29 protein-coding genes and 2 pseudogenes are annotated in these 26,703 nt (G+C 72.7%); 13 read left to right on the top strand and 18 right to left on the bottom strand.

What is annotated here, in order from left to right:
• Positions 1 to 5: 5 nt before the first annotated feature.
• Together B0I31_RS27650 and B0I31_RS27645 are read right to left on the bottom strand one after the other, a co-directional pair.
• Positions 6 to 665 (bottom strand): 4'-phosphopantetheinyl transferase family protein, encoded by a 660-nt coding sequence (locus B0I31_RS27650; RefSeq protein WP_106618318.1) that lies wholly within the window; start codon positions 663 to 665, stop codon positions 6 to 8.
• Positions 662 to 1,507, bottom strand: a complete 846-nt coding sequence (locus tag B0I31_RS27645; RefSeq protein ID WP_106618317.1) for a metallophosphoesterase family protein — start codon at positions 1,505 to 1,507, stop codon at positions 662 to 664. The genes B0I31_RS27650 and B0I31_RS27645 overlap by 4 nt, the downstream gene beginning before the upstream one ends.
• A gap of 417 nt (positions 1,508 to 1,924) precedes the next feature.
• Between B0I31_RS27645 and B0I31_RS42025 the strand changes: the two are divergent.
• Positions 1,925 to 2,266: pseudogene (locus B0I31_RS42025) on the top strand (transposase); the annotation flags it as partial.
• A gap of 102 nt (positions 2,267 to 2,368) precedes the next feature.
• Positions 2,369 to 2,620: a hypothetical protein gene (locus tag B0I31_RS27635; protein ID WP_106618523.1), complete on the top strand. Its 252-nt coding sequence runs from the start codon at positions 2,369 to 2,371 to the stop codon at positions 2,618 to 2,620.
• 60 nt (positions 2,621 to 2,680) lie between these two features.
• On the opposite strand, the gene B0I31_RS42690 is transcribed toward B0I31_RS27635, so the two are convergent.
• From B0I31_RS42690 to B0I31_RS27600, 7 genes are all read right to left on the bottom strand, one after another.
• Positions 2,681 to 3,853, bottom strand: coding sequence for a histidine kinase (locus B0I31_RS42690; RefSeq protein WP_181320441.1), 1,173 nt, complete (start codon positions 3,851 to 3,853; stop codon positions 2,681 to 2,683).
• Positions 3,850 to 5,571 (bottom strand): sodium/solute symporter, encoded by a 1,722-nt coding sequence (locus B0I31_RS27625; protein WP_106618315.1) that lies wholly within the window; start codon positions 5,569 to 5,571, stop codon positions 3,850 to 3,852. The genes B0I31_RS42690 and B0I31_RS27625 overlap by 4 nt, the downstream gene beginning before the upstream one ends.
• Positions 5,568 to 5,954: a DUF485 domain-containing protein gene (locus B0I31_RS27620; protein ID WP_106618314.1), complete on the bottom strand. Its 387-nt coding sequence runs from the start codon at positions 5,952 to 5,954 to the stop codon at positions 5,568 to 5,570. Before B0I31_RS27620 ends, B0I31_RS27625 begins: the two co-directional genes overlap by 4 nt.
• The gene (locus B0I31_RS27615) at positions 5,951 to 6,790 is read right to left on the bottom strand and encodes a LytR/AlgR family response regulator transcription factor (protein ID WP_181320439.1); all 840 of its coding nucleotides are present in this window, start codon (positions 6,788 to 6,790) and stop codon (positions 5,951 to 5,953) included. The genes B0I31_RS27620 and B0I31_RS27615 overlap by 4 nt, the downstream gene beginning before the upstream one ends.
• Before the next feature lie 36 nt (positions 6,791 to 6,826).
• Entirely contained in the window at positions 6,827 to 7,135 is a 309-nt protein-coding gene (locus tag B0I31_RS27610) for a hypothetical protein (RefSeq protein ID WP_106618313.1), read from the bottom strand.
• A gap of 158 nt (positions 7,136 to 7,293) precedes the next feature.
• Positions 7,294 to 10,215, bottom strand: coding sequence for an AfsR/SARP family transcriptional regulator (locus B0I31_RS27605; RefSeq protein ID WP_245950481.1), 2,922 nt, complete (start codon positions 10,213 to 10,215; stop codon positions 7,294 to 7,296).
• A 100-nt stretch (positions 10,216 to 10,315) separates the two neighbouring features.
• Positions 10,316 to 12,799: a DEAD/DEAH box helicase gene (locus B0I31_RS27600; RefSeq protein WP_106618521.1), complete on the bottom strand. Its 2,484-nt coding sequence runs from the start codon at positions 12,797 to 12,799 to the stop codon at positions 10,316 to 10,318.
• A gap of 15 nt (positions 12,800 to 12,814) precedes the next feature.
• Here B0I31_RS27600 and B0I31_RS40110 point away from each other — a divergent pair, with 15 nt between their 5' ends.
• The 5 genes and pseudogenes from B0I31_RS40110 to B0I31_RS41275 all read left to right on the top strand — a co-directional run bounded on the left by B0I31_RS40110 (position 12,815) and on the right by B0I31_RS41275 (position 15,617).
• Positions 12,815 to 13,123, top strand: a complete 309-nt coding sequence (locus B0I31_RS40110) for a hypothetical protein (protein ID WP_146173967.1) — start codon at positions 12,815 to 12,817, stop codon at positions 13,121 to 13,123.
• A gap of 60 nt (positions 13,124 to 13,183) precedes the next feature.
• Positions 13,184 to 13,873 carry an energy-coupling factor ABC transporter permease gene (locus tag B0I31_RS27595; RefSeq protein ID WP_106618520.1) on the top strand — a complete coding sequence of 230 codons (690 nt, stop codon included), beginning with the start codon at positions 13,184 to 13,186 and terminating at the stop codon, positions 13,871 to 13,873.
• A complete protein-coding gene (locus B0I31_RS27590) occupies positions 13,870 to 14,190 on the top strand; it encodes a PDGLE domain-containing protein (RefSeq protein ID WP_106618311.1) in 321 nt (106 codons plus the stop codon). Before B0I31_RS27595 ends, B0I31_RS27590 begins: the two co-directional genes overlap by 4 nt.
• Positions 14,187 to 14,777: pseudogene (locus B0I31_RS41280) on the top strand (energy-coupling factor transporter transmembrane component T family protein); the annotation flags it as partial. The gene B0I31_RS27590 and the pseudogene B0I31_RS41280, both read left to right, overlap by 4 nt.
• A 63-nt stretch (positions 14,778 to 14,840) precedes the next feature.
• Positions 14,841 to 15,617 (top strand): energy-coupling factor ABC transporter ATP-binding protein, encoded by a 777-nt coding sequence (locus B0I31_RS41275; protein ID WP_219910839.1) that lies wholly within the window; start codon positions 14,841 to 14,843, stop codon positions 15,615 to 15,617.
• A gap of 23 nt (positions 15,618 to 15,640) precedes the next feature.
• Here the strand turns inward: B0I31_RS41275 and B0I31_RS27580 are convergent, their stop codons facing one another.
• From B0I31_RS27580 to B0I31_RS27565, 4 genes are all read right to left on the bottom strand, one after another.
• On the bottom strand, positions 15,641 to 16,774 hold the full coding sequence (locus tag B0I31_RS27580) for a lytic polysaccharide monooxygenase (RefSeq protein ID WP_245950480.1): 1,134 nt from the start codon (positions 16,772 to 16,774) through the stop codon (positions 15,641 to 15,643).
• A 141-nt stretch (positions 16,775 to 16,915) separates the two neighbouring features.
• Positions 16,916 to 18,208, bottom strand: coding sequence for an MFS transporter (locus B0I31_RS27575; protein WP_106618309.1), 1,293 nt, complete (start codon positions 18,206 to 18,208; stop codon positions 16,916 to 16,918).
• Positions 18,209 to 18,321: 113 nt separating this feature from the next.
• Positions 18,322 to 18,741 carry an SRPBCC family protein gene (locus B0I31_RS27570; RefSeq protein WP_073893400.1) on the bottom strand — a complete coding sequence of 140 codons (420 nt, stop codon included), beginning with the start codon at positions 18,739 to 18,741 and terminating at the stop codon, positions 18,322 to 18,324.
• Positions 18,742 to 18,771: 30 nt separating this feature from the next.
• Complete coding sequence (locus B0I31_RS27565) at positions 18,772 to 19,347, bottom strand: nucleoside/nucleotide kinase family protein (protein ID WP_245950479.1); 576 nt, start codon at positions 19,345 to 19,347, stop codon at positions 18,772 to 18,774.
• Between the two features lie 156 nt (positions 19,348 to 19,503).
• Here B0I31_RS27565 and B0I31_RS27560 point away from each other — a divergent pair, with 156 nt between their 5' ends.
• The 5 genes from B0I31_RS27560 to B0I31_RS27540 are packed head-to-tail and all read left to right on the top strand — an operon-like array spanning position 19,504 to position 22,630.
• Positions 19,504 to 19,968, top strand: a complete 465-nt coding sequence (locus B0I31_RS27560; protein WP_106618307.1) for a hypothetical protein — start codon at positions 19,504 to 19,506, stop codon at positions 19,966 to 19,968.
• Entirely contained in the window at positions 19,965 to 21,170 is a 1,206-nt protein-coding gene (locus B0I31_RS42685) for a PPE domain-containing protein (RefSeq protein ID WP_106618306.1), read from the top strand. The genes B0I31_RS27560 and B0I31_RS42685 overlap by 4 nt, the downstream gene beginning before the upstream one ends.
• Positions 21,167 to 21,433, top strand: coding sequence for a hypothetical protein (locus tag B0I31_RS27550; protein WP_106618305.1), 267 nt, complete (start codon positions 21,167 to 21,169; stop codon positions 21,431 to 21,433). Before B0I31_RS42685 ends, B0I31_RS27550 begins: the two co-directional genes overlap by 4 nt.
• On the top strand, positions 21,426 to 22,064 hold the full coding sequence (locus tag B0I31_RS27545) for a hypothetical protein (RefSeq protein ID WP_106618304.1): 639 nt from the start codon (positions 21,426 to 21,428) through the stop codon (positions 22,062 to 22,064). Before B0I31_RS27550 ends, B0I31_RS27545 begins: the two co-directional genes overlap by 8 nt.
• An 11-nt stretch (positions 22,065 to 22,075) precedes the next feature.
• Positions 22,076 to 22,630, top strand: a complete 555-nt coding sequence (locus tag B0I31_RS27540) for a hypothetical protein (protein WP_106618303.1) — start codon at positions 22,076 to 22,078, stop codon at positions 22,628 to 22,630.
• Here B0I31_RS27540 and B0I31_RS27535 read toward each other — a convergent pair.
• Entirely contained in the window at positions 22,557 to 23,333 is a 777-nt protein-coding gene (locus tag B0I31_RS27535; RefSeq protein WP_106618302.1) for a helix-turn-helix transcriptional regulator, read from the bottom strand. The genes B0I31_RS27540 and B0I31_RS27535 overlap by 74 nt on opposite strands.
• Before the next feature lie 54 nt (positions 23,334 to 23,387).
• On the opposite strand from B0I31_RS27535, the gene B0I31_RS27530 reads away from it, so the two are divergent.
• The gene (locus B0I31_RS27530; protein WP_106618301.1) at positions 23,388 to 24,155 is read left to right on the top strand and encodes an ESX secretion-associated protein EspG; all 768 of its coding nucleotides are present in this window, start codon (positions 23,388 to 23,390) and stop codon (positions 24,153 to 24,155) included.
• A 110-nt stretch (positions 24,156 to 24,265) separates the two neighbouring features.
• Here the strand turns inward: B0I31_RS27530 and B0I31_RS27525 are convergent, their stop codons facing one another.
• The 4 genes from B0I31_RS27525 to B0I31_RS27510 are packed head-to-tail and all read right to left on the bottom strand — an operon-like array spanning position 24,266 to position 26,566.
• Positions 24,266 to 24,520 (bottom strand): hypothetical protein, encoded by a 255-nt coding sequence (locus B0I31_RS27525; protein WP_106618300.1) that lies wholly within the window; start codon positions 24,518 to 24,520, stop codon positions 24,266 to 24,268.
• Positions 24,508 to 24,783: a YbaB/EbfC family DNA-binding protein gene (locus B0I31_RS27520; RefSeq protein WP_245950478.1), complete on the bottom strand. Its 276-nt coding sequence runs from the start codon at positions 24,781 to 24,783 to the stop codon at positions 24,508 to 24,510. The genes B0I31_RS27525 and B0I31_RS27520 overlap by 13 nt, the downstream gene beginning before the upstream one ends.
• A complete protein-coding gene (locus tag B0I31_RS27515) occupies positions 24,780 to 25,799 on the bottom strand; it encodes a CHAP domain-containing protein (RefSeq protein ID WP_106618299.1) in 1,020 nt (339 codons plus the stop codon). The genes B0I31_RS27520 and B0I31_RS27515 overlap by 4 nt, the downstream gene beginning before the upstream one ends.
• Positions 25,799 to 26,566 carry a transglycosylase SLT domain-containing protein gene (locus B0I31_RS27510; RefSeq protein WP_106618298.1) on the bottom strand — a complete coding sequence of 256 codons (768 nt, stop codon included), beginning with the start codon at positions 26,564 to 26,566 and terminating at the stop codon, positions 25,799 to 25,801. Before B0I31_RS27510 ends, B0I31_RS27515 begins: the two co-directional genes overlap by 1 nt.
• Between the last annotated feature and the right edge of the window lie 137 nt (positions 26,567 to 26,703).

Genomic DNA, 26,703 nt, shown 5'->3' with positions numbered 1-26,703 from the left:
CTTGATCAGCGCGCGGGTACCGCGATCGCGGTCACCACAAACCCCTCCCGCGCCAGCCAGCGACCGGTGAACCCGTCCAGCACCACCCCGTCCACCACGGGCGGCTCGATGAGGATCCGCGCGGAGAACGTGCCGTCGTCCGGGTTGATGGTCACCTCCGCATCCTCGAACCCCAGCCACGCCCGCGCCAGCGGGAACCACGCCTTGTAGACCGTCTCCTTGGCGCTGAACAGCAGCCGGTCCCACGCCACCTCGTCGCCCGCCGCCCTCAACTCACCCATCCGGGCCAGCTCGCCGGGCACCGCGATGGCCGCCAGCACGCCTTCCGGGGTCGGCTCGTTCGGCTCGGCGTCGATCCCGATCGTCCACACCTCCGACGTCCGGCCGACGGCCGCCGCCCGGTAGCCCTTGCAGTGCGTGATGCTGCCGACGACGCCCTCCGGCCACGTCGGCTCGCGCCTCGGACCGGGCAGCAGCGGCACGGGCGGGTAGCCGAGCGCGGCCAGGGCCGTGCGGGCGCAGTGCCGCCCGGTGGCGAACTCGCGGCGCCTCTTGTCCACCGCGCGGGCGACGTGCTCCTCCTCTTCGGGGAACAACATCACCCCGTCCGGATCGTCGAACGTGTCGAACGCCGACACCGGCGGCGTGAGCAGGTCCGTGATCACCGGGCGTCCCCCTCGCGCAGCACGTCCAGCAGCGGCGCGGCGGTCCAGCCACGCGGCTGCCACTCCCGCGGGTAGCCCAGCGACACCTCGTCGAAGCGGACGCCGTCCTTGCGGATCGTGCGCGGGATGTGCAGGTGCCCGTAGACCATCACCGCCGCGCGGAACCTCAGGTGCCAGTCCGCGGTCCGCTCCGTGCCGCACCACAAGGCGAATTCGGGGTACCGCAGCACGAACGTGGGGTCACGCACGAGCGGCCAGTGGTTGATCAGCACGGTGCGCAACGAGCTGTCCACGGCGCGCAACCGGCGTTCGCTCTCCTCGACCCGCGCCGCGCACCACGCCTCACGGCTCGGGTACGGGTCGGGGTGCAAGAAGTACTCGTCGGTGCAGATCACACCGGCCTCCTGCGCCACGGCCAGCGCGGACGCCTTGTCCGTCGTGCCCGCCGGGCGGAACGTGTAGTCGTAGAGGGTGAACAGCGGTGCCACCGCCACCGGCCCGCCGGCGCCCTCGAACACCGCGAACTCGTCCTCCGGCGTGAGCACGTCGATGCTGCGGCACAGCTCGACCAGCTGCTTGTAGCGCACCTCGCCGCGGGCCTGCACCGGGTCGTCCTTCGTGGTCCACAGCTCGTGGTTGCCCGGGGACCACACCACCTTGGCGAAGCGGCGGCGCAGCACGCCCAGCGCCCACTCGACGTCGTCGAACTTCTCGGCCACGTCGCCCGCCACGATCAGCCAGTCGTCGGGGGAGTGCGGGCGAATCGCTTCGACGAACCGCCGGTTCTGCTGGTACGTCACGTGCAGGTCGCTGGTGGCGAGGAGTCGCGGCGCAGTGCTCACACCTTCGAGCGTATCCGTGCGCAGCCCGTGTCGGGGAGTGACCGTTCATCCGCTCGTCGCTCCTGTGTGGCCGTTCGACGGAACGACGGTGTCCGCGTGACGCTGTACCACTCCCGTTCGTCGCGCGTTCCCTTACCAGGGAGCGCCGGTGTTCCTAGCGTGATGGGCATCACGACGTCCTGGGCGGAGGACCTGATGACCAACTACGTACGACCAGCGCAGCCGTTCGGTCGGACGGTGGGCGCGGAGATCGCCCGCCAGGCACAACAGCACGCACACCCGGCGGTCGCGCCCAGGCGCACCGACGACGCCGCCCTGGCCATGTTGCTGCGCGCCCGCCAGCGCGGCGACGCCCAGCGGCAGGAGCCGTGGGTGCGCCGGGCGCCGGAGGCACCACCCCGCCCGCCGCACGCCGACGTGATCGAGCAACTGGCCGTGCGCCTGGTGCCGCCGTCGCTGTGGGCGGTGGTCGAGCCGCTGCTCCCGCCCGCGAAGGTGCGCAGGCAGGGCGGCGGCCGCGGCCGGGTGTCCGACCGGGCCATCTTCACCGCGATCGTGTTCGTCCTGACCAGCGGTTGCGCGTGGCGGCACCTGCCGCCGACGTTCGGCGTGACCGTGCCGACCGTGCACCGCCGGTTCCAGGAGTGGACCGAGGCCGGGCTGTGGCCGCGGCTGCGGCGGGTCGCGGTGGACGGCGCGATGGGCGACGCCGAGTGGCTGCGGCTGGTGCTGGAAGCGGCGGAACGACGCGGCGCGCGCGCCGCGGGCTGAACGAACGGGGAACGACGGTGGCAACGCGGACGTCCCCGACGGTGAACCGGGACGTCCGCTGGGCCGATCGTCCCACTGGAGGTGTTCGTCATGGAGGAGCTGTCCGGACGCGAGGTCGCGCTGTTGAAGGCGACCGCCGCGAACCGGGTCGACCTGACCCGCAGCGCCGAGCCGGACGTGCGGGTGGACGGTCTGCCGTTCTGCGACCCGACCACGGCCCGTGCGCTGGTGCACGCGGGCCTGATCGAGGCGTCGACCCCGGTCGCGCCGGGTGACCACGCGCCCGCCCGCCTCACCGCCGCCGGCGCCGCGGCCCTGGGACCGGCGGTCGTCGCGGCCTGACCGGTCCACCGGCGCGGGCCTCGCGGTCGGCACGGCTTCGTGAACGGCGCTCCGGCGCCGCTACGCGTGCACGCCCGCCTGGTACTTCGGCACCCGAACGCTGATCTTCGTGCCCAGCCCCTGCGCTGTCTCCACGACCAGGCCGTAGTCGTCGCCGTAGCACCGCCGCAGGCGCTCGTCGATGTTCCCGAGCCCTATCCCGGCCGTCTCGCCCACCTGACCCGCCAACGTGCGGCGCAGCGCGTCCGGGTCCATGCCGATGCCGTCGTCCTCGATGGTGATGTGCGCTTCCTCGCCCGCGTCCGCCGCCAGGATCGAGATGTGGCCCGGCCCGACCTTGCCCTCCATCCCGTGCCGCACGGCGTTCTCCACCAACGGCTGCAGGCACAGGAACGGCACGGTCACCGGCAGCACCTCGGGCGCGATCTGCAACGTCACCTTGAGCCGTTCGCCGAACCGGGCCCGTTCCAGCGCCAGGTACTGGTCGATCGACTTCAGCTCCTCCGACAACGTGGTGAAGTCACCGGCCCGGCGGAACGAGTAGCGGGTGAAGTCGGCGAAGTCCAGCAACAGCGTGCGAGCGCGCTCGGGGTCCGTGCGCACATAAGACGCGATGGCGGACAACGAGTTGTAGATGAAGTGCGGCGAGATCTGCGCCCGCAGCGCCCGCACCTCCGCCTCCACCAGCCGGGTCCGCGACCGGTCCAGCTCGGCCAGTTCCAGCTGGCCCGACGCCCACCTGGCCACCTCGTTGGTCGCCCGCACCAGCCCCGCCGACGCCTCCCGGCTGTACGCCGCCAGCACACCGACCACCCGCCCCTCCACGGTCAGCGGCGCGAGGACGGCCGTGTGCACGGGGCAGTCGGGCGTGGAGCAGGTGATGTCGAACGCCCGCGTGCGACCGGTGGCGAACACGTCCGCGGCCAGGCCCATCGCCTCCGCCGCGTGGTGCTCGCCGTCGCCCTCCCACGCCACGACCTCGGTCTCGTCGGTCAGCGCGAGCGCGGGCGTGCCCAGCAGCGTCCGCAGGTGCTTGGCCGACTTCTTCGCCGCCTCCGGCACCAGCCCGGCGCGCAGCGGGGGAGCGGCCGACCACGCGGTGTGCAGCGTCTCGAACGTGATCCGCTGCTCGTGGGTCAGGAAGTCGTTGCGGGTGCGGGACGTCCACCACAGCGTGATCACCACGGCCAGGCCGACGAGCAGGATCGCGCCCGCCGTCCACAGCGCGGTCACAACCGGTCCTGACTGCGCAGACCCAGGTTCTCCGGCGCGTGCAAGCGCACCATGACGTGGTTCACCCCCGGAGGCACCTTGCGCGGCGTCAGCAACGACACCACGTACATCACGACGAAACCCAACGGCACGGTCCACGCGGCGGGCCGGGCCAGGAACACGTGGTACCACGCGCCGCCGCCGCGGGCGCTGATCGTGACCATGCCTGCGACCAGCGCCGGCAGGCCGCCCGCGACCATCCCGGCCACCGCGCCGACCGTGGTGATGCGCGTGCTCCAGATGCCCAGCACCAGCAGCGGGCACAGCGACGACGCGGCCACCGCGAACGCCAAGCCGACCATGTCGGCCACCGGCACCTTGCCCACCAGCCACGTCATGCCCAGGGGCACCAGCACGGCCAGCACCGTCGACACCCGGAACCCGCGCACGCCCCGCAACCGCAGCACGTCCCGGCTCAGCACGCCCGCCAGCGACACCATCAGCCCCGACGACGTGGACAGGAAGGCGGCGAACGCCCCACCGGCCACCAACGCGCCCAGCAACTGCCCGCCCAACCCGTCGATCATCCGGCTCGGCAGCACCAGCACCACCGCGTCCGTGTCACCGGTCATCAGCAGCTCGGGCGTGTAGAGCCGGCCGAGCGCGCCGTAGATCGGCGGCATCAGGTAGAACACGCCCAGCAGCCCCAGCACGATCAACGTGGTCCGCCGCGCCGCGCGGCCGTTCGGGTTGGTGTAGAAGCGCACGATCACGTGCGGCAGGCCCATCGTGCCCAGGAACGTGGCGATGATCAGCGAGTACACCGCGTACAGGGGGAACCTCTCGCCGCCGCGCATCGGCAGCGCCCACACGTCGTTGGTGTTCGACGGGATCGACCGCACGTGCGGCACGGCCGCGCCCTCGGGGAACGTCAACCGCGTGCCGGCGGCCACCGCGTGCCTGCCCACGGCCAGCTGCCCGCCGCCGTCGACCCGCTCGCCGTCCACGCGGCCGGTGCCGGTGAAGGGCGTGGCGCGGGAGGCGTCGAACGTCGTGTCGGTGTCGAACGTGACCGTGGTCTGCTTCGGGAACTCGGGGAACTGCGGCCCGGTCAGGTCGCGGGCGCCGTGCGCGTGCCAGGCCATGATCAGGAAGACCACCGGCACCGCGATCGCGGTCAGCTTGAGCCAGTACTGGAACGCCTGCACGAACGTGATGCTGCGCATCCCGCCGGAGATCACGTTCGTCGTCACGACCACCGCGACCACCAGCGCGCCCACCCAGTCGGGCGCACCCGTCACCGTGTGCAGGGTCAGCCCGGCGCCCTGCAGCTGCGGCAGCAGGTACAGCCACCCGATGCCCAGCGCGAACACGCTCGCCACCGCACGCACCGCCGGTGACGCGAACCGCGCCTCGGCGAAGTCGGGCAGCGTGTACGCGCCGCTGCGGCGCAGGGGAGCGGCGACCAGCGCCAGCAGCACCAGGTAGCCCGCCGTGTAGCCGACCGGGAACCACAGCATGTCCGGCCCGTGCGCGAAGATCAGCCCGGCGATGCCGACGAACGACGCGGCGGACAGGTACTCGCCGCCGATGGCGGAGGCGTTCCACCACGGCGAGACCGTGCGCGAGGCGACGAAGAAGTCCGACGTCGTCCGCGAGATCCGCAGCCCGTACGTGCCGACCAACATGGTCCCGACCGCGACCACCAACACCGCGACGATGCCGTACCCACTGCTCACGAGCGCTCTACCAGTTCGGCGAACTCGCGCTCGCTGCGCTCGGCCTGGCGCACGTAGAACCAGCCCGCGAGCACGAACACCGGGAACACCAGGATGCCCAGCAGCAGCCACGGCAGCGGCAGGCCCAGCAGCCGTTGCGCGCCGACCTGGGGCGCGAACGTGAAGACCAGGGGCAGCGCCGCCACGCTCCCGCACACGACCGCGCACAGCAGCAGCCCGAGCCGCCGCTGGGTGCGGATCAGCGACCGCATGTAGACGGCGCCCAGCTCGCTCTGCTCGTCGATCTCCCGTGACGCGGGGTACGGGCGGGGAGCGCGCGGCGCGCGGGTGCGCGGGCTCGTCACCACGACCCGCTGGGTGGGCGGTCGCTGCGGCGAGGTCACGACGGCTGCCGGTTGCGGCGCACCAGCAGTTGCCGGAGGTGGCGGGCGTGCCGCCGGCTGACCGGCAGCACCGCGCCGCCGATGTTGACGCTCAGGTGGCCGTCCTCCAGCCGCAGCTCGTCGATGTGGCCGAGCGAGACGAGGTGGCTGCGGTGGATGCGCACGAACCCGGCCGAGCGCCACCGCTCCTCCAGGCCGTTGAGCGCGGCGCGGACCAGGCCGCTCCCGGTGGCGGTGTGCAGCCGGGCGTAGTCGCCGTGCGCCTCGACGTACCGGATGTCCGCCAATCGGATGAACCGGGTGATGCCGCCCAGTTCCACCGGAATGACTTCGTCACCCACATCGGGTGTTTTCTCGGCCGGCGCGGCGGCGGCCGGTTCCGGCGTCTTGGAATCGAGCACTTCGTGCACGATCCGGTGCACGGACTCGGCCAACCGTTCCGCCCGGACCGGCTTGAGCAGGTAATCGAGCGCTTTCAGCTCGAATGCCTCGACCGCGGGTTCCTGGTGCGCGGTGACGAAAACAATGCGCGGCGGCTGGGCGAACCGGGACAGCACGCGGGCCAGGTCCAGCCCGTCCAGGCCGGGCATCCGGATGTCCAGGAAGACGGCGTCGACCGGCTGGCCCGCGTCCATCGCGCGGTGCAGCGTCCGCAGCGCCTTGGTCGCGTCCGTGACGGCTTCGACGTGGGCGACGCGCGGGTCCGAGCGCAGCAGGTAGACGAGGTCCTCCAGGGCGGGTGCCTCGTCGTCCACGGCGAGCACCCTGAGTGTTCGTTCAAGCGCCCCACGGCGCTCCGGGCCCTCGCAGAGAGGGCAGGGAAGTCCTGAGGTCATGGAGTTCCAATGCGGTGTGGTCGGCAGCGTCGGCGATTAGACCACCGGACGCCTATCCTCACCCTTCGGGGTGGCCAAGGGCAATGACCGGCGTGCGGCCTGGGCGTCACCGAGCGTCATCTCCAGCTCGAGGAACGCCTCCTCGGCCCGGCGTGCGGCCAGCGAAACCGAGGCCGCCGCCGCGCTGCCGACCAGCCGGCGGGTCGGCTCGTGCAGCCCGCGCACCAAGTCCGACCACTCGTTGGCCAGCCGCGCCAACTCCGTCAGCGCGCAGACCAATTCGGCGGAAGTGCGTGGCGTCGGCTCCACGATCCGCGACAGTTCGACGTGCGGACCGGATTCCATGACATCCCCCACCAGATGAGCCGCCGAAGTATCGAAACCCGATGCTCTCGTTCACCGACCACGCGGTCAACGACCCGGAGGAGTGGTCTCAATTGGCCCCCAAAACCCGCGAGTCGAACGCTCAGGTCCCGCGTGACCTGAAGGTTCGACTCGCGGGGTCAGGTCAGGGTGGTGAGGGCGGTGGTGGCGGCGGCTGCGCATTCGCCGAAGCCGCTGCGGGTGGCCAGGTCGTGGCCGACGCGGGCGTGGCGGAGGGCTTCGGCGCGGCGGCCGTCCGCGGCCAGGGCGTGGATCAGGTGGACGTGCGAGCGGGCGACGCCGTAGCGGTAGTCCGACGACGTGGCCAGTTCCAGCGCGCGCAGGTGGGCGGCCACGGCGCGGGCCGGTTTGCCCAGGTGGCGCAGGACCAGGCCGAGCGCGTTGTGCACCTCCGACTCGATGCGCGGGCTGCCGCCCAGGTCCTGCACCAGCGCCAACGAGCGCTGAGCCGTCCGCAACGCCTCCGCGTGCTCACCGCCCAGGCACAGCGCCGTCGCCAGGTGCGCCATCCCCTCCGCCCGAGCGTGCCGCGCCCCCGTCCGGTGCCACGCCGCCAACGCCTCCCGCAGCAGCTCCACGGCCCGACCGTGGTCACCGGCACCCGTCAGGCACCGCCCGAGCAGCGCCGCGCACGCCGCCTCCAGGTTCACCCCGTCTGCCGCACGCGCCAGCTCCAACCCCTCGGCCAGCAGCGACCGGGCCGGTTCCAGCTCACCCCGCATCATCCGCAACGCGCCGAGCCCCGCCAACGCCCCGATCCGCACGTGCGGGCCGGCCCACTCCTCCCGGCTCAACGCCATCAGCCGCTCGAACGAGGCGAACGCCGCCGGGAACTCGCCCAGCTCCAGGTGCACCACCCCGTCCAGCCCCGCGTGCAGCCACACCGTCCGCCCGGACGGCCGCGCCGTCCGCAGGTACCGCTGCGCCGCACGCAGGTTGCCCAGGTTGCGGTGCTCGGCCGCGAGCCACACCAGCATCAACGTCTCCGCGTCGTGGTCGCCCGCCGCCCGCGCCGCGCCCAGGGCCGCGTCGATGGCGTGCACGAACTCCACGTGGTGCCCGTGCGAGCCGAAGTACCCGCCGACCGCGTCGATCAGCTGCCACGCCAGCGGCAGCGGACCGTGCGCGGCGCAGTGCTCGGTCGCCGCCAGCACGCTGGGCCGTTCCGCCTCCAGCCACGCCCTGGCCGCGTCCGGGGCCAGCCGCGGCGGCCCGGACGCGCCCAGCTCCGGGTACAGCACGTCGCCGACCTCGACCGACGTGCGCAGGTACCAGTCGAACAGCCGCCGCCGCGCCGCGTCGAGGTCCTCGCCCGCCGCCGACGCGCGGTCGGCCGCGTAGTCGTGCAGCAGGTCGTGCAGCGCGAACCGGTCCGCACCCACCCGCTGCACGAGGTGCGCCGACGCCAGGTCCTCCAGCAGCCCGCGCGCCACGTCCTCCGGCGCGTCCAGCAGCGCCGCCGCACCGGCCACGCTGAAGTCCGGCCCCGGCAGCAGCCCGGCCAGCCGGAACAGCCTCGCCGCCTCCGGCGTCAACGCCGCGTACGACAGGTCGAACGCCCGCCGCACCGCCGCCGTGTCGTCGTTGTCCACCGCGAGCACGGCCAACCGGTCACCGCCGCGCAGCTCCTCCACGTACGACGCGACGTCCACGTGCGACGAGCCGACCAGGTTCCCCAACGCGATCCGCAACGCCAGCGGCAGGTACCCGCACAGCCGGGCCAGCTCGCCGAGCGCGTCGAACTGCGTCACGGCCGCCTCCGACCCCAGCGACCGGGCCAGCAGCTTCCACGCCTCGTCGCCGCGCAGCACGTCCAGCCGCACCGTCGCGGCCCGCAGCCGCAGCTCGTTGCGGCTGGTGACGAGCACCGAGCAGCCGGCGTCGCCGGGCAGCAGCGGCAGCACCTGTTCCACCGAGGCGGCGTTGTCCAGCGTGATCAGCACCCGCCGGCCGCGCAGCCTGGCCTGGTAGCCGCGGACCAGTTCGCCGGTGTCCACCGGGATGTGGTCGGCCCGCACGCCCATCGCCCGCAGGAACCGCGCCAGCACGGCGGACGTCGGCAGCGGCGGCGACGTGGAGTGGCCGCGCAGGTTCACGTACAGCTGGCCGTCGGGGTAGCGGTCGCGCACCGCGTGCGCCACCGAGATGGCGAACGCCGTCTTGCCCACCCCCGGCGGCCCGCACACCGCCACGGTCGCCGATCCCCGCGTCAACAGGTCCGTCACCCGGCCCAGCTCCGCGCCGCGGCCCACGAAGTTGCCCACCGGCGCGGGCAGCTGCGACACCGGCGCCCACGTGTTCGCGGCCGGCTGGTGCAGCGCCGGGTCGCCGGTGAGGATCGCGTGGTGCACCGCGCGCAGCGAGTCGCTCGGGTCGACGCCCAGCTCCCGCGCCAACGCCGTGGACGCCTGCCGGTACGCGTCCAGCGCGTCGGCCTGCCGGTCCACCCGGTACAGCGCCACCATCAGCTGCGACCAGAACCGCTCCCGCAGCGGGTGCTGCGCGGTGAGCCGGCGCAGGTCCGCGATCACCTCGTCGCACCGGTCCAGCCGCAGCTTCACGTCGGTCAGCTCGGAGATCACCCGCAGCCGCTGCTCGGCGAGGTTCGGCACCTCCGTCTCGTGCAGCGACTCGGACGGCACGTCGGCCAGCGGCGGACCGTGCCAGCACGCCAGCGCCCGCTCGTAGGACTCGGCGGCGGCGGTGAAGTCCTCGGCGGCGGCCAGCTTCGCGCCCTCCTCGGCCGCCGCCTCGAACCGGTGCAGGTCCAGCGCCCCGGGCGGCAGGTCGATCCGGTAGCCGGTCGGGGTGGTGTGGATCAGCGGCGGTTCGCCGAGCGCTCGCCGCAGCCGCATCACGTACACCGGCAGCGTCTGCGCGGCGCGGTCCGGCGGCGTGTCGCCCCACACCCGCCGGATCAGGTCGCTCGCGGGCACCGAGCGGTTCGCGTCCAGCAGCAGGGTCGCCAGGACGATCCGGTGCTTGGCGGCGGTGACGGGGACCGAGCGGCCGTTCCGGCGGACCACGAGGGACCCCAGCACGCCGAACTCGTCCTGCGACAGGGTGAACCGCCTCCGCTCTGTCCCGACGTTGACGTGCTCGTACCCCGGTCAGGACCGGAGTACTACCGGATGGGCCGCGCTACAGCCTGCCGACTTCGGTGATCCGCACGGCGGCCGTGCCGACCTCGTCGGACTCGGCCAGGTCGACCTCGGCGGTGAAGCCCCAGTCGTGGTCCTTCGCCGGGTCGTCCAGGATCTGGCGGACCCGCCACAGCCCCGGTTCCTCGGTGATCACCAGCAGCGCCGGGCCGCGCGCGTCCGGGCCCATGCCGATCTCGTCGTGCTCCTCGAAGTACGGCTCCAGCGCGTCCTGCCAGTCCTCGGCGGACCAGCCCGCGTCGCCGTCCAACTGGCCGAGTTCGTAGTAGTTGCGCCGCGCCGCCAGCTCCACCCGGCGGAACAGCGCGTTGCGCACCAGCACCCGGAACGCGCGCACGTTGCCCGTGACGGCCGGAGGCGTGTCGTCGATCGAGGCTTCCACCCCCTCTTCGGAGGGGTTGCGCAGCTTCTCCCACTCGTCGAGCAGGCTGGAGTCGACCTGGCGGACCAGCTCGCCCAGCCACTCCTGCAGGTCGCTGAGCTCCTCGGTCTTGGCGTCCTCCGGCACGGTCTGCCGCAGCGCCTTGTACGCGTCGGCCAGGTACCGCAGCACCAGGCCCTCCGAGCGGGCCAGCTGGTAGTGGGAGACGTACTCGGCGAACGTCATCGCCCGCTCGAACATGTCCCGCACCACGGACTTCGGCGACAGGTGGTGGTCGGCGACCCACGGGTGCCCGCGCCGGTAGGTGGTGAACGCGGCCTCCAGCAGCTCGGCGAGCGGCTTCGGGTACGTCACCTCCTCCAGCAGCTCCATCCGCTGGTCGTACTCGATGCCCTCGGACTTCATCGCGCCGATGGCCTCGCCGCGCGCCTTGTGCTCCTGCGCGGACAGCACCTGGCGCGGATCGTCCAGAGTGGACTCGACCACCGACAGCACGTCCAGCGCGTACGACGGCGACTCGCGGTCCAGCAGCTCGATCGCGGCCAGCGCGAACGGCGACAGCGGCTGGTTGAGCGCGAAGTTCACCTGCAGGTCGACGGTGAGCCGGATCTCGCCGCCCTGCCGCTCCACCACACCCGCCGCGAGCAGGCCCCGGTACATCTGGATCGCCCGCAGGATGTGCCTGCGCTGCGCGGGCCGGTCCTCGTGGTTGTCCTCCAGCAGGTGCCGCATCGCGCCGAACGCGTCACCGGGCCTGCCGATGACGTTGAGCAGCATGGCGTGGCTGACCTGGAAGCTCGACGTCAGCGGCTCCGGCTCGGCGTTCTTGAGCCGTTCGAAGGTCTGGTCGCTCCACGACACGAAACCCTCGGGTGCCTTCTTGCGCACCACCTTGCGCCGCTTCTTCGGGTCGTCGCCCGCCTTGGCCAGCGCCTTCTCGTTCTCCACCACGTGGTCGGGTGCCTGCACCACGACCGTGCCGACGGTGTCGTAGCCCGCGCGACCCGCCCGTCCCGCGATCTGGTGGAACTCGCGCGCCTTGAGGTGGCGGGTGCGCTGGCCGTCGTACTTCGACAGGGCGGTGAACACGACCGTGCGGATGGGCACGTTGATGCCGACACCCAGGGTGTCCGTGCCGCAGATGACCTTGAGCAGACCGGCCTGGGCCAGCTGCTCAACCAAGCGCCGGTACTTCGGCAACATGCCCGCGTGATGCACACCGATACCGTGCCGGACCAGGCGGGACAGTGTCTTGCCAAATCCGGACGTGAATCGGAACCGGCCGATCATGGCCGCGATGGCGTCCTTCTCGGCGCGGGTGGCGACGTTGACGCTCATCAGCGACTGGGCGCGTTCCAGGGCGGAGGCCTGGGTGAAGTGCACGACGTAGATCGGTGCCTCGCGGCCGTGCAGGAGCTCTTCGATCGTCTCGTGCAGCGGGGTGGTGACGTACTGGAAGTTCAGCGGCACGGGGCGTTCGGCGGAACGCACCACGCTCGTCGTGCGGCCGGTGCGCCGGGTCAGGTCCTTCTCGAAGAACGTGACGTCGCCCAGGGTCGCCGACATGAGCAGGAACTGGGCCTGCGGCAGCTCGATCAGCGGCACCTGCCACGCCCAGCCCCGGTCGGGCTCGGAGTAGAAGTGGAACTCGTCCATGACGACCTGGCCGACGTCGGCCCGCGTGCCGTCGCGCAGCGCGATGTTGGCCAGGATCTCGGCCGTGCAGCAGATGATCGGGGCGGTCTCGTTGACGCTGGCGTCGCCGGTCATCATGCCGACGTTCTCCGCGCCGAACGTCTCGATCAGCGCGAAGAACTTCTCCGACACCAGGGCCTTGATGGGCGCGGTGTAGAAGGTGCGCTTGCCCTCGGCCATGGCGGCGAAGTGCGCGCCGATGGCGACCAGCGACTTGCCCGAGCCGGTGGGCGTGCTGAGGATGACGTTCGAGCCGGAGACGATCTCGATCAACGCCTCCTGCTGCGCCGGGTACAGCGACAGCCCCCGGTCCTGCGCCCACTCGGCGAAGGTGTCGTAGAGGGCGTCGGGGTCGGGGGTGGCCGGCAGGCGGTCGGTGAGAGTCATCGCGGGCTGAGCATAGTGGCAACGCACCGCGACCAGCGCGTGCCCGATCGCCCTGGTCAGGCGGGCCACCGCGGCGACCGGCCCGGGTGGTCGGGCCCGCGTGGCCACCGGGTTCCGACCACGATCCACCTGCGTGCGGCGGCGCCCGGTCCGAACCCGGATCCCGAGGGCGGGGTGGGGTTCACCGACCTGTGGGTGGCCGAGTCCTCCTACCTGCCGCCGCGGGTCGACGACCTCGACTTCGCCTGGCTCCCGCCGACCCCGGACAACCTCGGCCTGCTCACGCCCCCGGTCCCGGCCGGCGAGGTTCACCCCGTGGTCTGATCGGAATCGTTGTTGCAGTGCGCTGGCCATTGCGGACTACTTGCAACTAGCGTGGTGCGCGTGTCCGAACCGGTGGCAATGCACATGAGCGACGGCCTGCTGAACGCCCCGACCTCGCTGCTGTTCGTCGCGGTGGCCGTGGCGGGCGTCGGCGTGGCGCTGGCCAAGGCGCGCGGCGACCTCGACGACCGGACCGCGCCGATGGCCGGCCTGGTGGCGGCGTTCGTGTTCGCCGCCCAGATGCTGAACTTCCCGGTGCTGCCCGGCGTGAGCGGGCACCTGCTCGGCGGCGCCCTCGCCGCCATCCTGGTCGGGCCGTGGGTCGGCGCGCTGTGCGTGACGATCGTGCTGGTCGTCCAGTCCCTGTTCTTCGCCGATGGCGGCGTCACCGCGCTCGGCGCGAACGTCACCAACATGGCGCTGGTCGGCACGGCGGTCGGCTACCTGACCGCGGTGGCGCTGCGCAGGCTCGCCGCGCGCAACAAGGGCGGCCTGGCCGTGGTGGCGTTCGTGTCCGCGCTGGTCAACACGGTGCTCGCGTCGTTCGGCTTCGTGCTGGAGTACGCCATCGGCGGCCAGGGCGGTGTCGCGTTCGGCACGGTCGCCGCCGCGGTGCTCGGCGTGCACGTGCTGATCGGCATCGGCGAGGGCCTGATCACCGCGGTCACCGTGACGGCGGTCGCGGCGGCCCGGCCCGACCTGGTGTACCTGCTGCGCGGCGTGCCGCAGAAGCTGGAGTTGAGGGCGTGAAGCGCTTCTTCCTGGGGTTCGCGGTGGTCAGCCTGCTGCTGGCCGGTGTGGTGTCCTACTTCGCCGACTCGAACCCGGACGGGCTGGACCACGTCACCGAGGAGCACGGCATCGCCGAGCACGCGCGGGAGCACCCGCTGGGCGAGTGGCCGCTGGCCGACTACGCGCTGGGCGGCGACGACCGGTTCACCGGGCTCGCGGGCGTCCTGGGCGTGGTGCTCACGCTGGCCGTCGCGGGCGGGCTGTTCTGGCTGCTGCGCAAGCGCCCCGACACGCGGGCCGACGTGAAGTCCGACGTGAAGTCCGAAGTGGGGTGAGCGCGGGCCACGGTTTCCTGCACCGGCCGGGCGACTCGCCGGTGCACCGCCTCGCACCGCAGACGAAGATCGTCGCCACGGTGGTGGGGGTGCTGTGCGTGGTGGCCACGCCGCGCGAGGCGTTCTGGGCGTTCGGCGCGTACCTGCTCGCGCTGACCGCGGTCTGGGCGGTGGCCCGCGTCCCGGTGCGCTGGTTCGCCGCGCGGTCGGTGATCGAGCTGCCGTTCGTGCTGCTGGCCGTGCTGCTGCCGTTCACCGGCGGTGGCGACCGGGTGGACGTGCTGGGCGTGTCCGTCTCGGAGGAGGGCGCGCTGGCCGGGTGGAACATCCTGGCCAAGGGCACGCTCGGCCTGCTGACGTCGTTGACGCTGGCCGCCACCACCGCGCCGCAGGACCTGCTGCTCGGGCTGCAGCGGCTGCGGATGCCATCGGTGCTGGTCACCATCGCGACGCTGATGCTGCGCTACGCCGAGGTGATCGTCGGCGAGGCCAGGCGGATGCGGGTGGCCCGGATCTCCCGCGGTGACGACCCCCGGCTGTTCTGGCAGCTCGGCGCCACCGCGCGCGGTATCGGCAGCCTGTTCATCCGGTCCTATGAACGCGGCGAGAGGGTGCACCTGGCGATGGTGTCGCGAGGCTGGACGGGCCGGATGCCGGACGGCGCCGGTGGCGACGCGGCGGTCGAGCCCCGGCGGTCCGCGCCCGCGTTGGTGGTGGAGCGGCTGGCGTACGCCTACCCGGACGGCCACCAGGCCCTCTACGGGGTGAACCTGCGGGTCGAACGCGGTGAGCGCGTCGCCGTGCTGGGACCGAACGGCGCGGGCAAGACGACGTTCGCGCTGCACCTCAACGGCGTGCTCGGTGGTGGTTCCGGCCGGGTCGAGGTGGCCGGGCTGCCGGTGGAGAAGGCGAACCTCAAGGAGATCCGGCGCCGGGTCGGCGTGGTCTTCCAGGACCCCGACGACCAGCTGTTCCTGCCCACCGCGCGGCAGGACGTGGCGTTCGGCCCGGCGAACTTCGGGCTGCGCGGCGCGGAGCTGGACGAGCGGGTGGACCGGGCGCTGGCCGCGGTCGGCATGGCGGAGTTCGCGGACCGGTCGCCGCTGCACCTGTCCGGTGGTCAGCGCCGCCGCGTCGCGCTGGCCACCGTGCTGGCGTGCGACCCGGAGATCCTGGTGCTCGACGAGCCCTCGGCGAACCTGGAACCGGTGGCCCGCCGAGAGCTGGCCGAGGTGTTGCTCGGGTTGGACCGGACCATGCTGATGGTCACCCACGACCTGCCGTACGCGTTGCAGTTGTGCCCCCGCAGCGTCCTGATCGACGGCGGTGTCGTGGTGGCGGACGGACCGACGCGGGAGCTCCTGGCCGACACCGGGCTGCTCGCCCGGCACCGGCTGGAGCTCCCGTTCGGGTTCCGCCTCGACTAGCTACCAGCCGCTACCAGCTCGGATCAGGGGCTGGTGCAGGTCACGGTGGGCAGGGAGTTGGTGCCGGAGAAGTTGGCCGTGAAGCCGAACTTCACCGAGGTCTCCGGTGCCACCGAGCCGTTCCACGCGGCGTTCTTCACGGTCACCTGCTGGCCGGAGCCGGACTTGACGCCGCTCCACAAGCTGGTGATCGACTGGTTGCCGCCCCACGTCCAGGTGGCGGTCCAGCCGTTGTACGCGCTCTTGCTGTGGTTCATGATCTCGACCTCCGCCTGGAAGCCACCCGACCACGCGCTGCTGATCTTGTAGATCGCCATGCAGTTCGCGTCGCCCGGGTTGTTCGGCGTCGTGGTGGTGGTGCTGGTCGGGGTCGTGGTGGTCGTCGAGGTGCTGGTCGACGTGCTGGTGGTGGTGGTCGTCGTCGTGGTGGTGGTCGTCCCACCGCCGTTGCCGACGCCGGTCTCCTGGCCGTTGCCGCCGTCGAACACGACGTCGGAGCAGTTGTAGAACGTCTCGGTGCTGTCCGAGCGGGTCCACACCGAGTAGATGATGTGGCGACCGGACTTGCCGGTGGGCAGGTTCGCGTTCCAGTAGTACTTGCCCTCGACCGAGCCGACCGCACCGCTGTTCGGCGGGTTGGTCACGCTGTGGAACGGCGTGCTCTCCAGGTCGCTCCACGCCAGCGGCCGGGTCGGGCTCCAGCTGTCCTTGGTGATGAACAGGTGGAACGTGCCGGGGTGCGCGGCCCACTTGTTGTAGGTGAAGTTGAAGTTCGCGCCCGCGGTGAGGTGGGTCACCGGGTAGTCGTTGCGCGCGATGTCGAACCCGGAGAACGTCGGGTTGCCGCCGCTGCACAGCTTGCCGTCCGGGATGAAGCCGCTGGTGCGGCCTGCGCCGTCGGAACGCAGCACGCCGAACCAGTTGTAGAGCGCGTTGGTGCCGCCCGCGGCGACCGCGGCCGAGCAGGCCGGGTTCTGCGGTTGGATGTTGCCCTGCGGGCTCATCCCGTCCTTCCAGCACAGGAAGGTCCGGCTGCCGGGGGTCATCATGGCGCCGTGTGCGGACGCCGCGGTCGGGCTGATCACGTTCACGAGCGTCGCGATGAGCAGGGCTGCCACACCGGCTGAGCCCAGTGCGATCCATCGTCGGGCCGTCACGTCGTTCACCTCCTCGTTGAGGTTCTGGGAGCGCTCCCAGGAACACGAGTGACTCTAACGGTGCGTCCGGCGATCTGTGAATGGGCGATTACGCAGTGCATCTGACCGGCGCAGTGCGTGCCGCCCTACGGACGCGTCCGGCTACACCCGGACGCGCGTACGCCGCCTGGCGCGTTTCGCGGGACGCACTGGTCCGTGCGGGTGACCGGCGGGCGGTGCGACCGGGTGCGGCCTGCGCAGCACGCGGTGCGCCAGCGCGGTCCGGCGGTGCGGCGGCGTGGCCAGCACCGAGGCGGCGAACACGGTCATGATCAGCGTCAACGCGCCCGCGAGCACCAGCGTCTCCGGGGCACCGACGTGCTCGCACAGCCAGCCGAGCAGCGGTGCGCCCACCGCGCCCGCCGCGGCGCCGACGGCCGAGTTGACCGCCAGCAGGCGTCCGCGCATGCCGTCCGCGGTGTCGAGCTGGATCCGCGTGCTCATCGTGGTGTCGATGACGACCGCGCCCGCCGCGATCGGCAGCAGCACGACGGCAAACCCGAGCATGCCCGGCACCAGCCCGCTGGTCACCTGGAGCAGGCTGGTCGCGCAGGCGACCACGAGCAGCAGCCGCACGGTCAGCACCTTGCGCGCCGCCGCGGCCAGGCCGCCCAGCACGGTGCCGATCGCGAACACCGTCGACAGCACGCCGTACACGGTCGCGTCCGGACTCATCGCGGCCATCGTGACCTGGTAGTTGCGGCCCAGGCTGGACAGCGTGAAGCCGAGCGCGAACAGCAGGACCAGCCGCCCGCTGGCCGCGACGTACCGCAGACCGGCGGCCACGCCGACCCGGTCGACCGGGCTGCGCTCCAACGGGTGCAGCTCGTCGCGGCGGATCAGGAGCACCGCGGCCATGACCGCCAGGAAGCTCACCGAGTTGATCAGGAACAGGGCGGGCGAGCCGAGCGCGGCGGCGAGCACCGCGGCGCTGCTCATGCCCAGGATGCGGCCGGTGGAGCTGAGCACCGAGCCGAGCGCGACCGCGTTGCCCAGGTCTTCCCGGGACACCACCTGCCCGCCGAACCGGCCCAGCGCGGGACCGTCGAACACGGTCACCAGGCCGGAGGCGAACGTCAGCGCGAACACCACCGTGATCGGCGCTCCCCGCCACACCACGAGCGCCAGCAACGCGGCCAGCACGGCGTGCAGCGCCTGGCAGGCCAGGATGATCCGGTGCACCGGCAGCCGGTCGGCGAGCGAGCCCGCCCACGGACCCAGCAGCACGGACGGCAGCGTGCCCAGCAGCACGGAGAGGCCGACCGAGGTGGCGGAGCCGGTGCTCTCCAGCACGACCCAGTTGAGACCGATCAACTGCATCCACGAACCGGTCACCGAGATCAGGTCGGCGAAGGCCCAGCGACGGTAGTTGCGGCCGCGCAGAGCGCGGAACATCGAAGCTCCCTTGAAGACGATCCGGGGCCTCGACTTGCGGACGTGCCCAGGTGAACGGCGTTCACACTAGGTGTCGCTTTTTCGCGTTCAAACCTGGTGATCAGTGAAAACAGTCACGTAACGCTCTGCGTCGCCAGCGCCGCGAGCCGGTCGAGTGCCTGCACGAGGTGCTCGTCGGTGATCTCGTGCGCCTCGCCGCCGAGCGCCGCCTGGTGCTCGCCGCCGACGTCCAGGTGCAGCACCACGCGGCTGCGGCCGGGGCCTTCGTCGTCCACCTGGAGCCACCCCGAGTAGCCGCCGCCCTCCAGGTCGCCCCACTCCAGCCTGCGCTGCTCGGCGTCCGCGGCCAGGTAGCCCTCGGCCTCGTCGATCTCGTCGCCCATCGAGACCCGCCCGGTGACGCGCTCCGGGCCGCTCGGCTCGACCTGCAGCCCGTCCGGCAGCCACGCCTCCATCGCGGACACGTCCCGGGCCAGGTCGAACACCACCCGCGCGTCGACCGGGATCCTCTGCTCGTGCTCGTACTCAGCCATGCCGGCAGCAGTACCCCCGGCACGTCCGGGCTACACCGCCGCGGGCTCCATGCCCCCGATCGTGGCCGGCTCGACGCGGTGTGGTCGGACCGGGCGCATGCCCGCGTCCACGCAGCGGCGCACCACGCCGGGGTGCTCGCGCAGCAACCGCAGGCCGCGGCGGGCCAGCAGCGGCACCGGTTTGCGCGCCTCGGCGACGTCCCGGGCGAACCGGCGGGCGAACGTGACCACGGCGTTCGGGGCGAGCACGATCGCGTCCGCCAGCACGCCCGCCTCGCGGCAGCCCGCCACCAGCCGGTCCGCGAACAGGCCCTCGGCGATGAACAGGCCCGGCGCGGTCACCGTGCGGCAGCCGACCCGCCGGTCCTCGCCGAGCGCGTAGACGGGCGCCTCGACCGTGCCGGTGGTGGCGAGCTCGACCACGGCGGCGAGGGCGTCGGCGGTGTTCCAGGAGCCTTCGGCGTCCCAGTCCGGTCGACCGGACTCGTCCCGGGGCAGCAGCGGGTCGTGGCCCTCGCGGTAGAAGTCGTCCAGGCGCAGCACGGGCAGGCCGAGGTGGGCGGCGAGGGTGGACTTGCCCGAGCCGGAGGGGCCGGCGAGCAACACGGCGCGCGCGTGAACGGCAGGTGACGGCACGGGTGATGATTTTCGCACAGGTCCCGCCCGGAACCGGCACCCCGGCCTTGTCCGATCGTGCACCGACGCTGCTCCCGCTGTGCACCCGGTCTGGTCACCCGCGCGCGGGCACACCACCATGTGTCCATGGTCGTCAGGGTGCGTGGCGTCGAGCACGCCAAGCAGATGCGCGAAGAGCTGCGGGAGGACGAGCGCGGATCGCGCGCCGTCGCGGTGCCGGAGGTGTCCGCGCCGACCGGAGCGGGCGCGGCGGGCGTGGTCGCCGAGGGCGGTGACCGCATCGAGCTGGACCTGTCCTCCTTCGGCACGGCGGTCGCGGACCTGGACCGGCTGCACGGGGTGCTGACCGAGTTGCTGACCCGCGCCGAGCGGGAGATGGACCAGCCCCTCGGTGACGGCAAGGGCCCCGTCGCGCGCAACATGCGCCACGCGTTCGGGCTGCGCGGCAGCGACCTCGGCGGCGGCGTGCGCGCGGCGCTGCGGTCCTACCTGTCCGAGCTGACCGAGCTGCGCGAGGCGTTGCAGCAGGTGGGCGCGACCCAGCAGGCGCAGGACCACCACATCGCCGAGGCACTGGGGCGGCTGCGGTGAACGAGCGCGAGCGCAAGGGCGGGTACTGGTCGGACTTCCACGACTACTCGCCGGCCACCCGCCGGCGCAACGAGAAGCGCCTCAAGCAGCGCCGGGAGAACCGGAAGCCGGAGAACTTCGGCAAGATCAACTGGCGGGCGTACACGCACCGGCAGCTCTGGGACATGGTCAAGTCGGCGGACGCCGCGCAGATGGCCACCCGCACCTACGAGTGGAAGCGGCTGGCCGAGGACATCGACCAGGCCACCTCGGAGGTGCGCAAGATCGTGCAGAACCTCGCGCTGTCGTGGCGCGGTCCGTCCGCGGTGGCCGCGTCCGAGTCGGTCACGCGGCTCACCCGGTGGGGCGCGGACGCGTCGCAGCGCGCGTTCCAGGTGGGCGGCGGCCTCGACGGCTACACCGCGGCGGTGGCCGAAGCCGCCCAGGCGATCCCCGAGCCGGTGCACCCGGACGCCGAGAAGTGGTTCCGCCAGGGCTACGACGTGACCGCGCTCGACGGGCCCCAGGGCTCCTACATGCTCGACCAGCTCCTCGACGACCACCGGCCGTCCAAGGAGGAGCAGCGGGAGGCGATGGACCGGGCCGTGCGGGTGATGGAGCAGTACGAGGCCGCCGCCCACAGCATCGGCCGTGAGCTGCCGGTGTTCGAGCAGGCCCCGGTGGTGACGAACCGGGACGCGGAGCAGTGGACGCCCGGCGTGCCGTTGCCGTGGCACGGCCCGACGCCCACGCCGCCGCCGGTCTGGGAGCGCCCCGCTCCGACCGGGCCCGTGGACCGGCCGCCGCTCGAGGTCGGCACGCGCCCGGAAGGCACCACGACCGCGGCCTCGGTCGGTGGACCGGCGGTCGGCGGACCCGGTTACCCGGGCGCGGGCGGTCCCGGCGGGTTCGGCGGTGCGAACCCCGGCTTCGGCTCGTTCGGCCCGCACGCGGGCGGCACCGGCGGCGGCGGTCAGGGCGGGTTCGGTCCCATGGGCCCGGGCGGCTCGTCCGGCGTGCTCGGCGCGGTGCCGGGCGGTGCGGCGGCCCGCGGCGGTGTCGGACCGGTCGTCGGCGCGGGCGGACCGCAGGGCTTCGGCATGTACCCGCCGATGGCGCCCGGCAACCGCGAGGAGGACGCCGAGCACCGCAACCGCTACGACCTGGGCCTCGACCTGCTCGACGACCTGCCGCCCGCGTTCCCGCCGGTGCTCGGCGAATGAGCGACGGCTACCTGGTCGACCCGGGGGCGCTGACCGCGTTCGCCGGTCGGTTGGACGAGGCGGCCGACGAGGTGCGCGCCGCCGCGTCCACCCTGGCGGAGCCGCCGGGCGACCTGGGCCCGGAGGGCGTGACCGAGGCGGTCGAGCAGCTGGCCGCCGAGTGGGCCGGGGTGCTGCACGGCGTGGACCTGGCCGCGATGGCGGACTCGATGCGCGCGGCGGGTGAGACCTATCGGCAGGCCGACGAGCTGCGCCATGACTGACTACCGGGGTCTCGGCTTCGATCCCGCGCCGGGTCACGCGGGCGCGGTGGCGGCGGCGAGCGAGCGGTTCTCGGTCGCCTTCACGGTCACCGGCGCGCCACCGGAGCAGTGGGCGGGTGCGGCGGCGGACGGGTTCAGGACGCGGTTGGAGGCGGTGGTGTCGGAGCTGACGGCGGTGCGGCGCGCGATGCGGGCGGCGGCCGAGGTGCTCGACGGCTGGGCCACCACGCTGCTGGGCAACCAGCGGCGGGCGGAGGAGCTGGACCGGCGTGCGCTGGCGTTGCGGCGCGCGCTCGCCGAGGCGTCCGACGAGGTCGACCGGACCGGCGCGATGGCCGCGTTCACCGCCGCGGACGGCGAGGCGCACGACCGTGCCGTGGCGCGGCACGACGCGCTGCGGCGGCAACTGGACGACGTGCTGGAGGAAGCCCGGCTGCTGGAGCGCGACCACCGCGCGGAGGCCAGGCGGGTCGCCGAACGGCTGCGCGCCGAGGAGCCGTCGACAGCCATCGCGGACACGCTGACCGGCTTCTCGTCGATCACCGCCGAGCTGGCGTCCGTGCTGCTCGGCCCACCTCGACCGGCGTCCACCAGGGGCGCGGCGGCGGCGTTCCGGGCGGGCCTGGGGTGAGACTCGCTCCCGTGCCGGGGGTGACCCCGGTCGCATTAAGCACTCCCGAACGCACCGCGGCGGACCTGCTGGCCGTGCTGCGCCGGCTCAAGGGCACCCGCGACCCGGGTCTGGAGGTGTCCGCCACGCAGGCCGCCGAACTCGCGCACCAGCACGGCGCGGGCCTGCTGGCTGTGGTCGAGCACCGGGACGCGGACCCGGCGCTGCTGGTGGCGGGCGTGGTGGCCGTCGACCGGCCGACCGACCCCGGCGAACTGGGCTTCCACCTCGACGGGCCGGCGATCCGCGAGGTCACCCGCGGTGAGACGGCGACCGGCTACCCGGTGGTGATCGTGGAACGCATCCCGGTGACCGGGCCGGGCGCCCAGCTGCAGGTCGTGGTGACCGACCCGGACCACCCGCGGATCGCCGTGTTCACGCTGCACTCGCCGTCCGGGCGCGGCTGGCTGGAGGTGGCGGGCATCGCGGGCCGGTTCGTCTCGGGCGTCGAGTTCAGCGGTTACGGAACTCGCTCGGTGTCTGCCCGACCACCTGGCGGAACGTCCGGGAGAAGTGCGCGGCGCTGACGAAACCGCAGTCCTTGGCGATCTCGCCGATCCCGCGCGCCGCCTTCGCCGGGTCGGCCAGCAACGCCTTGGCCCGGTCGATGCGCAGGCCGCGGATGCGCTCGGACACGCCCTGTCCGTCGTCGAAGAGCTGGTAGAGGCGGCGGCGGGAGATGAACAGCGCTTCGGCGACCCGGTCCGCGCTCAGCGTCGGGTCCGCCAGGTGCTCGCGCATGTAGTCCAACGCCTCGCGTCGCCGTGCGACCAGGGAGTCCACGCGTTCCAGCTCGGCCCGCAGCGCGCTGCGCAGCACCAGTTCGGCCAGGCCGAGCAGATGGTGGGACAGGCCGTGCGGGTCGAGGGCGTGCGCGGCGGCGAGTACGTGCGCGACCGCGGCGGAGAACACGGCGTGCAGCGCGGCGTCGACCGGGACCGGTTGGAACATCAGCGGTTTCAGCTCGCCGAAGCCCACGGTGAGCCGTGCCTCGGCGACGGTCAGCATCACCACGTCCGGCAGGACGTGCAGCGCGCAATCGGGAAACCGAAGCGCGGTGCCGTTGCCGGGCACGCCGCCCGCGACCGCGCAGCCGACGAGCAACTGGATGTGCTCGGGGGTGGTCGTGCCGGTCGCACCACCGCTGAGCGCGGCTTTGGCCGCCGCCGCGCCGGAAGCCCGCACAGTCAGGAACCCGCCGGCGACGTCCACGTCGAGCAGCGTAGCCACCGGTGTTGCCCAACCGGCCGCGCGAGACGCCGCCGGCCGCTACCTTCTGGACCCATGGCGCGACGTTCGGCGACCGCGGTCGTCCTGTCCCACCTGGAATTCGACCTGCTGTGGGAGGACCTGGGCGCGGGTGAGCCGCCCTACCCGCTCGAAGTGCCGTCGCACGGCGAGACGATGGACGACCGGGACGCCTTGGGCTCGGAGGTCCTGCGCACGTTGACCGAGGCGGGACTGGCTGACGGCGAGGAAGTCTCACCGGCGCTGGAAGACATGTTCACCCTGCTCGCGCACGGCGAGGTGTCGGTGGACGCGCTCGTCTTCCGGCCGCACCCGTGGCGGGTGCTGGCCACCTCCCGCGGCAGGCAGGGCGTGCTGGCCGTGCTGAACGACCGCGAGGTGGCGCTGGAGCCCGTCACCGACCTGGCGGCCGCGATCACGCGGGTCATCGGCGACGCGCCCGCGGGCCCCGGCGAGCAGGTGCGGATGCCCAGGCCCGTGTTCTCCGCCGCGATGGACGCCTACGCCCAAGCCGGCTACGCCGCGCTGGAGCGAACCCTGGCCCAGGCGGGCATCACCGGCCGCGCCACCCGGTCGATCACCACGCTGGTCGACTCGCCGCGCCAGTCGACCGGTCAACTGGCCGCGACCGGCCCGGGTGGCCGCTCCCGCGTGCTGAGCTGGACCGAGACCGCCGCCGGCCGCTACGCGCTGACCACCGAGCAGTCCCCGGACACCGAGTGGGTCCACCTCTCGCCGGCCGACACCCCGTGGCTGACCCGCCACCTGGCCACCCTGCTCACCCAAGCCCGCACCCGACCGTAGAACTCGGGGCACCCGAACGTTCGACTCGCGGGACCTGAACGTTCGACACGCGCGTTCCGAACGTAGGACACGCGCGCGAGTCCTACGTTCAGGACCCCCGAGTTCAACGCTCAGGACGTCAGCAGGTGCGGCGGGACGACGTCGGCGAGGATCGCCATGCCCTCGGCCACGGCCGCCGCGGCGGCTTCGTCGGCCAACCGCCGGACCACGTCGGCCAGCTCGGCGGGCCGCAAGGTCAGCGCCTCCCGCGTGAACGACAGGTCCACGGGCTTGCCGTGCAGGTCGACCACCACCGTCACGCCGGAGCCCGAAGCCTCACACCGCACGGCGTCCAACCGCTCACCGAGCCCCATCACACCCGCCACGTCTCGGGAGTCGTGTCCTCCACGGACTCCTCCAGCCGACTCTCCACCGCCAGCCCGAGCGCGCTGACGTCACCCACCGCACGCTGCACGCGCGCGTTCGCCCGAGCCGTCGCCGTGTCGACCAGCGCCAGGATCGCGCGGGCCAACCCGGACTGCCCCAGCCGCAACGACCGCGAGTCCAGCACCAGGTCCCGCAACCCGCCGCCGGGACCCACCTCCACCGCGATCCCCGTGTCCGGGTCGTGCGCGTTGCCCGTGATCACGGGTGCACCCCTCCGTAGAACGTCGCCGAGCTGAGCCGGTGCGTGTTGCGCCGCACGCTGTCACCCGAGTTGCCCTCGATCAGCGTCACGGTCCCGCCGGACACCTTCTCCACGATCCCGATGTGCGTGCTGGTTGCCGGGCTGCTCGGCCCGCTCCCGAACAGCAGCACGTCACCCGGCTTCACCGCGCTGAGCGACGTGTACGCCTTCCCGTGCCGCTGCCCCCACCGGAACACGTCGCCGGTGAACGGCAGGACCGGGATGTCCACCCCGGCCTTGCGCCACATCGCCGTGGCGAACGACGAGCACCACGCCGCCGTGGGCCCGTACGGGTTGCGGTTGCTGCCCGGCGGGTTCTCCCGGGTGCCCAGCTCACGCCGTGCCGCGGAGATGATCGTCCGCGAACGGCCGCGGGCACGGGCGCGGGACGGCTTGGTGCGGCCGCGGGTGCGTTCGGCGCGGCCGTCCGCGACGCCGTCGTGCTCGACCTCCTTCTCCAACGCCCGCAGCTTGCGCGCGGCGTCCTCCAACTCGCCCCGCACGTGCCGGACGGTCGCGGTGGTCTCCTTGGTGTACTTGGGCTCCAGGTCCGCCGCCTGCGCCACGGCCTTGAGCAGCGCGGCCTGCGTGCCGACGGCCTTGCCCGCGTCCAGGAGCCGGGCCGCCTGGTCGAGGTACTCGTCGACGGCCTGCCGCGCCCGCGTGTGCCCGGTCGTCAACGCGCTGGTGACGCCGGCGACGATCTTCTCCGCGTCACGGGCGGCGTCGGCGGTGACCCGCAGCTGCCTGCCCAGCCGGCTCGAACGCTTCTCGAAGCCCTCGGAGTTGCCGCCCTTCCAGTGCTCCAGCACCGTCTTGGCGGCCTTGCGCTGGTCCTCGTGCCCATCGGTGAGGCCGGTCGCGGTCTGGTGCAGCGCGTACTGCACCTTCACCGCGTCCTCGGCCTTGCCCGCCAACGAGTTCCGGTGGCCGATCATGCTCTCGGCGAAGTGCCGGGCCATCTCACGGCTGTCCACTAGCCTTCCCCTCCACCGCTGATGACCCTGCCGCCGCGCAGCGAGCCGGCGATGTCGTCGTCCTGCTCCTTGTACGCGCGGACGGAGCGGCTCGCGGACGTGGCCAGCGCGTCGGTGTTGTGCGCGACCGCCTTGACCTGCTTGCGCAGCGCCGCGCCGAAGTTGTCCAACGCCTCGGCGAACCCGGACTGCTTGCCGATGCGCCCGAAGCTGTCGTCGGCGATCTCCCGCACCTCGCGTACGTGCCGCCGGCCGAGGGTGGTGAGGTCGTCGGCCGAGGTCCGGGTCCGCCGTGCGTAGTCGCGCAGCACGCTGATGTCCACGGAGAACCCGCCGCCTCCGGAGCCACCACGCGACCCACCGCCCGAGCCGCCACCGCCGCCTGAACCGCCACCACGCTTCATCGCCTCGACGCCCCGCCGCGCCTCGTCCAGGTGACGCTTGTACGCGCCGCTCGTGTACGTCGTCCACGGCGTCCAGGACCGGCCGTCCCCGGAGATCTTGTTCGCCGCACGGGCGTTCTCCGCCGGGTCGAACAGCTCCCGGTTGGACTCCAGCCCGAACTCGCGCCGCCGCGCCGGACCCATCGAACCCAGCATGTTGATCTGCCACAACCCGTAGGAGTTGTCCGGCGGAGTGGCGTTGTGCGCCCGCGGGTCGCCGCCGGACTCGGCCAGCGCGACCGCCACCGCGATCGTCAGGTCCTGCCCGCGGAACCCCGCGTCGTGCGCGTGCCGGGCGATCTGCTCCGGACTCAGCTTGCTCATGCACACGCCTCGCTAGCGCTCGGCGTGGCATGAGCAAGGTGCGCTGTGTTGAATGATTCGCTCGCAAGCTCGCTCATGCCGCACACCCTGCACCCCAGGTGACCTGCGACGGAACCACCGTTGCACGCTCGGACAGC

This window comes from Saccharothrix carnea, assembly GCF_003014735.1.
In the GTDB taxonomy this organism is placed as follows: domain Bacteria; phylum Actinomycetota; class Actinomycetes; order Mycobacteriales; family Pseudonocardiaceae; genus Actinosynnema; species Actinosynnema carneum.
This window is presented reverse-complemented; position numbering and strand designations above follow the sequence as displayed.

What these genes read in the sequence shown, in the direction of transcription:
- B0I31_RS27635 (WP_106618523.1), top strand. Translation starts at nt 2,369, where the DNA reads ATGGAGGAGCTGTCCGGACGCGAGGTCGCGCTGTTGAAGGCGACCGCC.
- B0I31_RS27615 (WP_181320439.1), bottom strand. Translation starts at nt 6,790, where the DNA reads ATGACCTCAGGACTTCCCTGCCCTCTCTGCGAGGGCCCGGAGCGCCGT.
- B0I31_RS27610 (WP_106618313.1), bottom strand. Translation starts at nt 7,135, where the DNA reads ATGGAATCCGGTCCGCACGTCGAACTGTCGCGGATCGTGGAGCCGACG.
- B0I31_RS27600 (WP_106618521.1), bottom strand. Translation starts at nt 12,799, where the DNA reads ATGACTCTCACCGACCGCCTGCCGGCCACCCCCGACCCCGACGCCCTC.
- B0I31_RS41275 (WP_219910839.1), top strand. Translation starts at nt 14,841, where the DNA reads ATGCCGGACGGCGCCGGTGGCGACGCGGCGGTCGAGCCCCGGCGGTCC.
- B0I31_RS27575 (WP_106618309.1), bottom strand. Translation starts at nt 18,208, where the DNA reads ATGTTCCGCGCTCTGCGCGGCCGCAACTACCGTCGCTGGGCCTTCGCC.
- B0I31_RS27570 (WP_073893400.1), bottom strand. Translation starts at nt 18,741, where the DNA reads ATGGCTGAGTACGAGCACGAGCAGAGGATCCCGGTCGACGCGCGGGTG.
- B0I31_RS27560 (WP_106618307.1), top strand. Translation starts at nt 19,504, where the DNA reads ATGGTCGTCAGGGTGCGTGGCGTCGAGCACGCCAAGCAGATGCGCGAA.
- B0I31_RS27550 (WP_106618305.1), top strand. Translation starts at nt 21,167, where the DNA reads ATGAGCGACGGCTACCTGGTCGACCCGGGGGCGCTGACCGCGTTCGCC.
- B0I31_RS27545 (WP_106618304.1), top strand. Translation starts at nt 21,426, where the DNA reads ATGACTGACTACCGGGGTCTCGGCTTCGATCCCGCGCCGGGTCACGCG.
- B0I31_RS27530 (WP_106618301.1), top strand. Translation starts at nt 23,388, where the DNA reads ATGGCGCGACGTTCGGCGACCGCGGTCGTCCTGTCCCACCTGGAATTC.
- B0I31_RS27510 (WP_106618298.1), bottom strand. Translation starts at nt 26,566, where the DNA reads ATGAGCAAGCTGAGTCCGGAGCAGATCGCCCGGCACGCGCACGACGCG.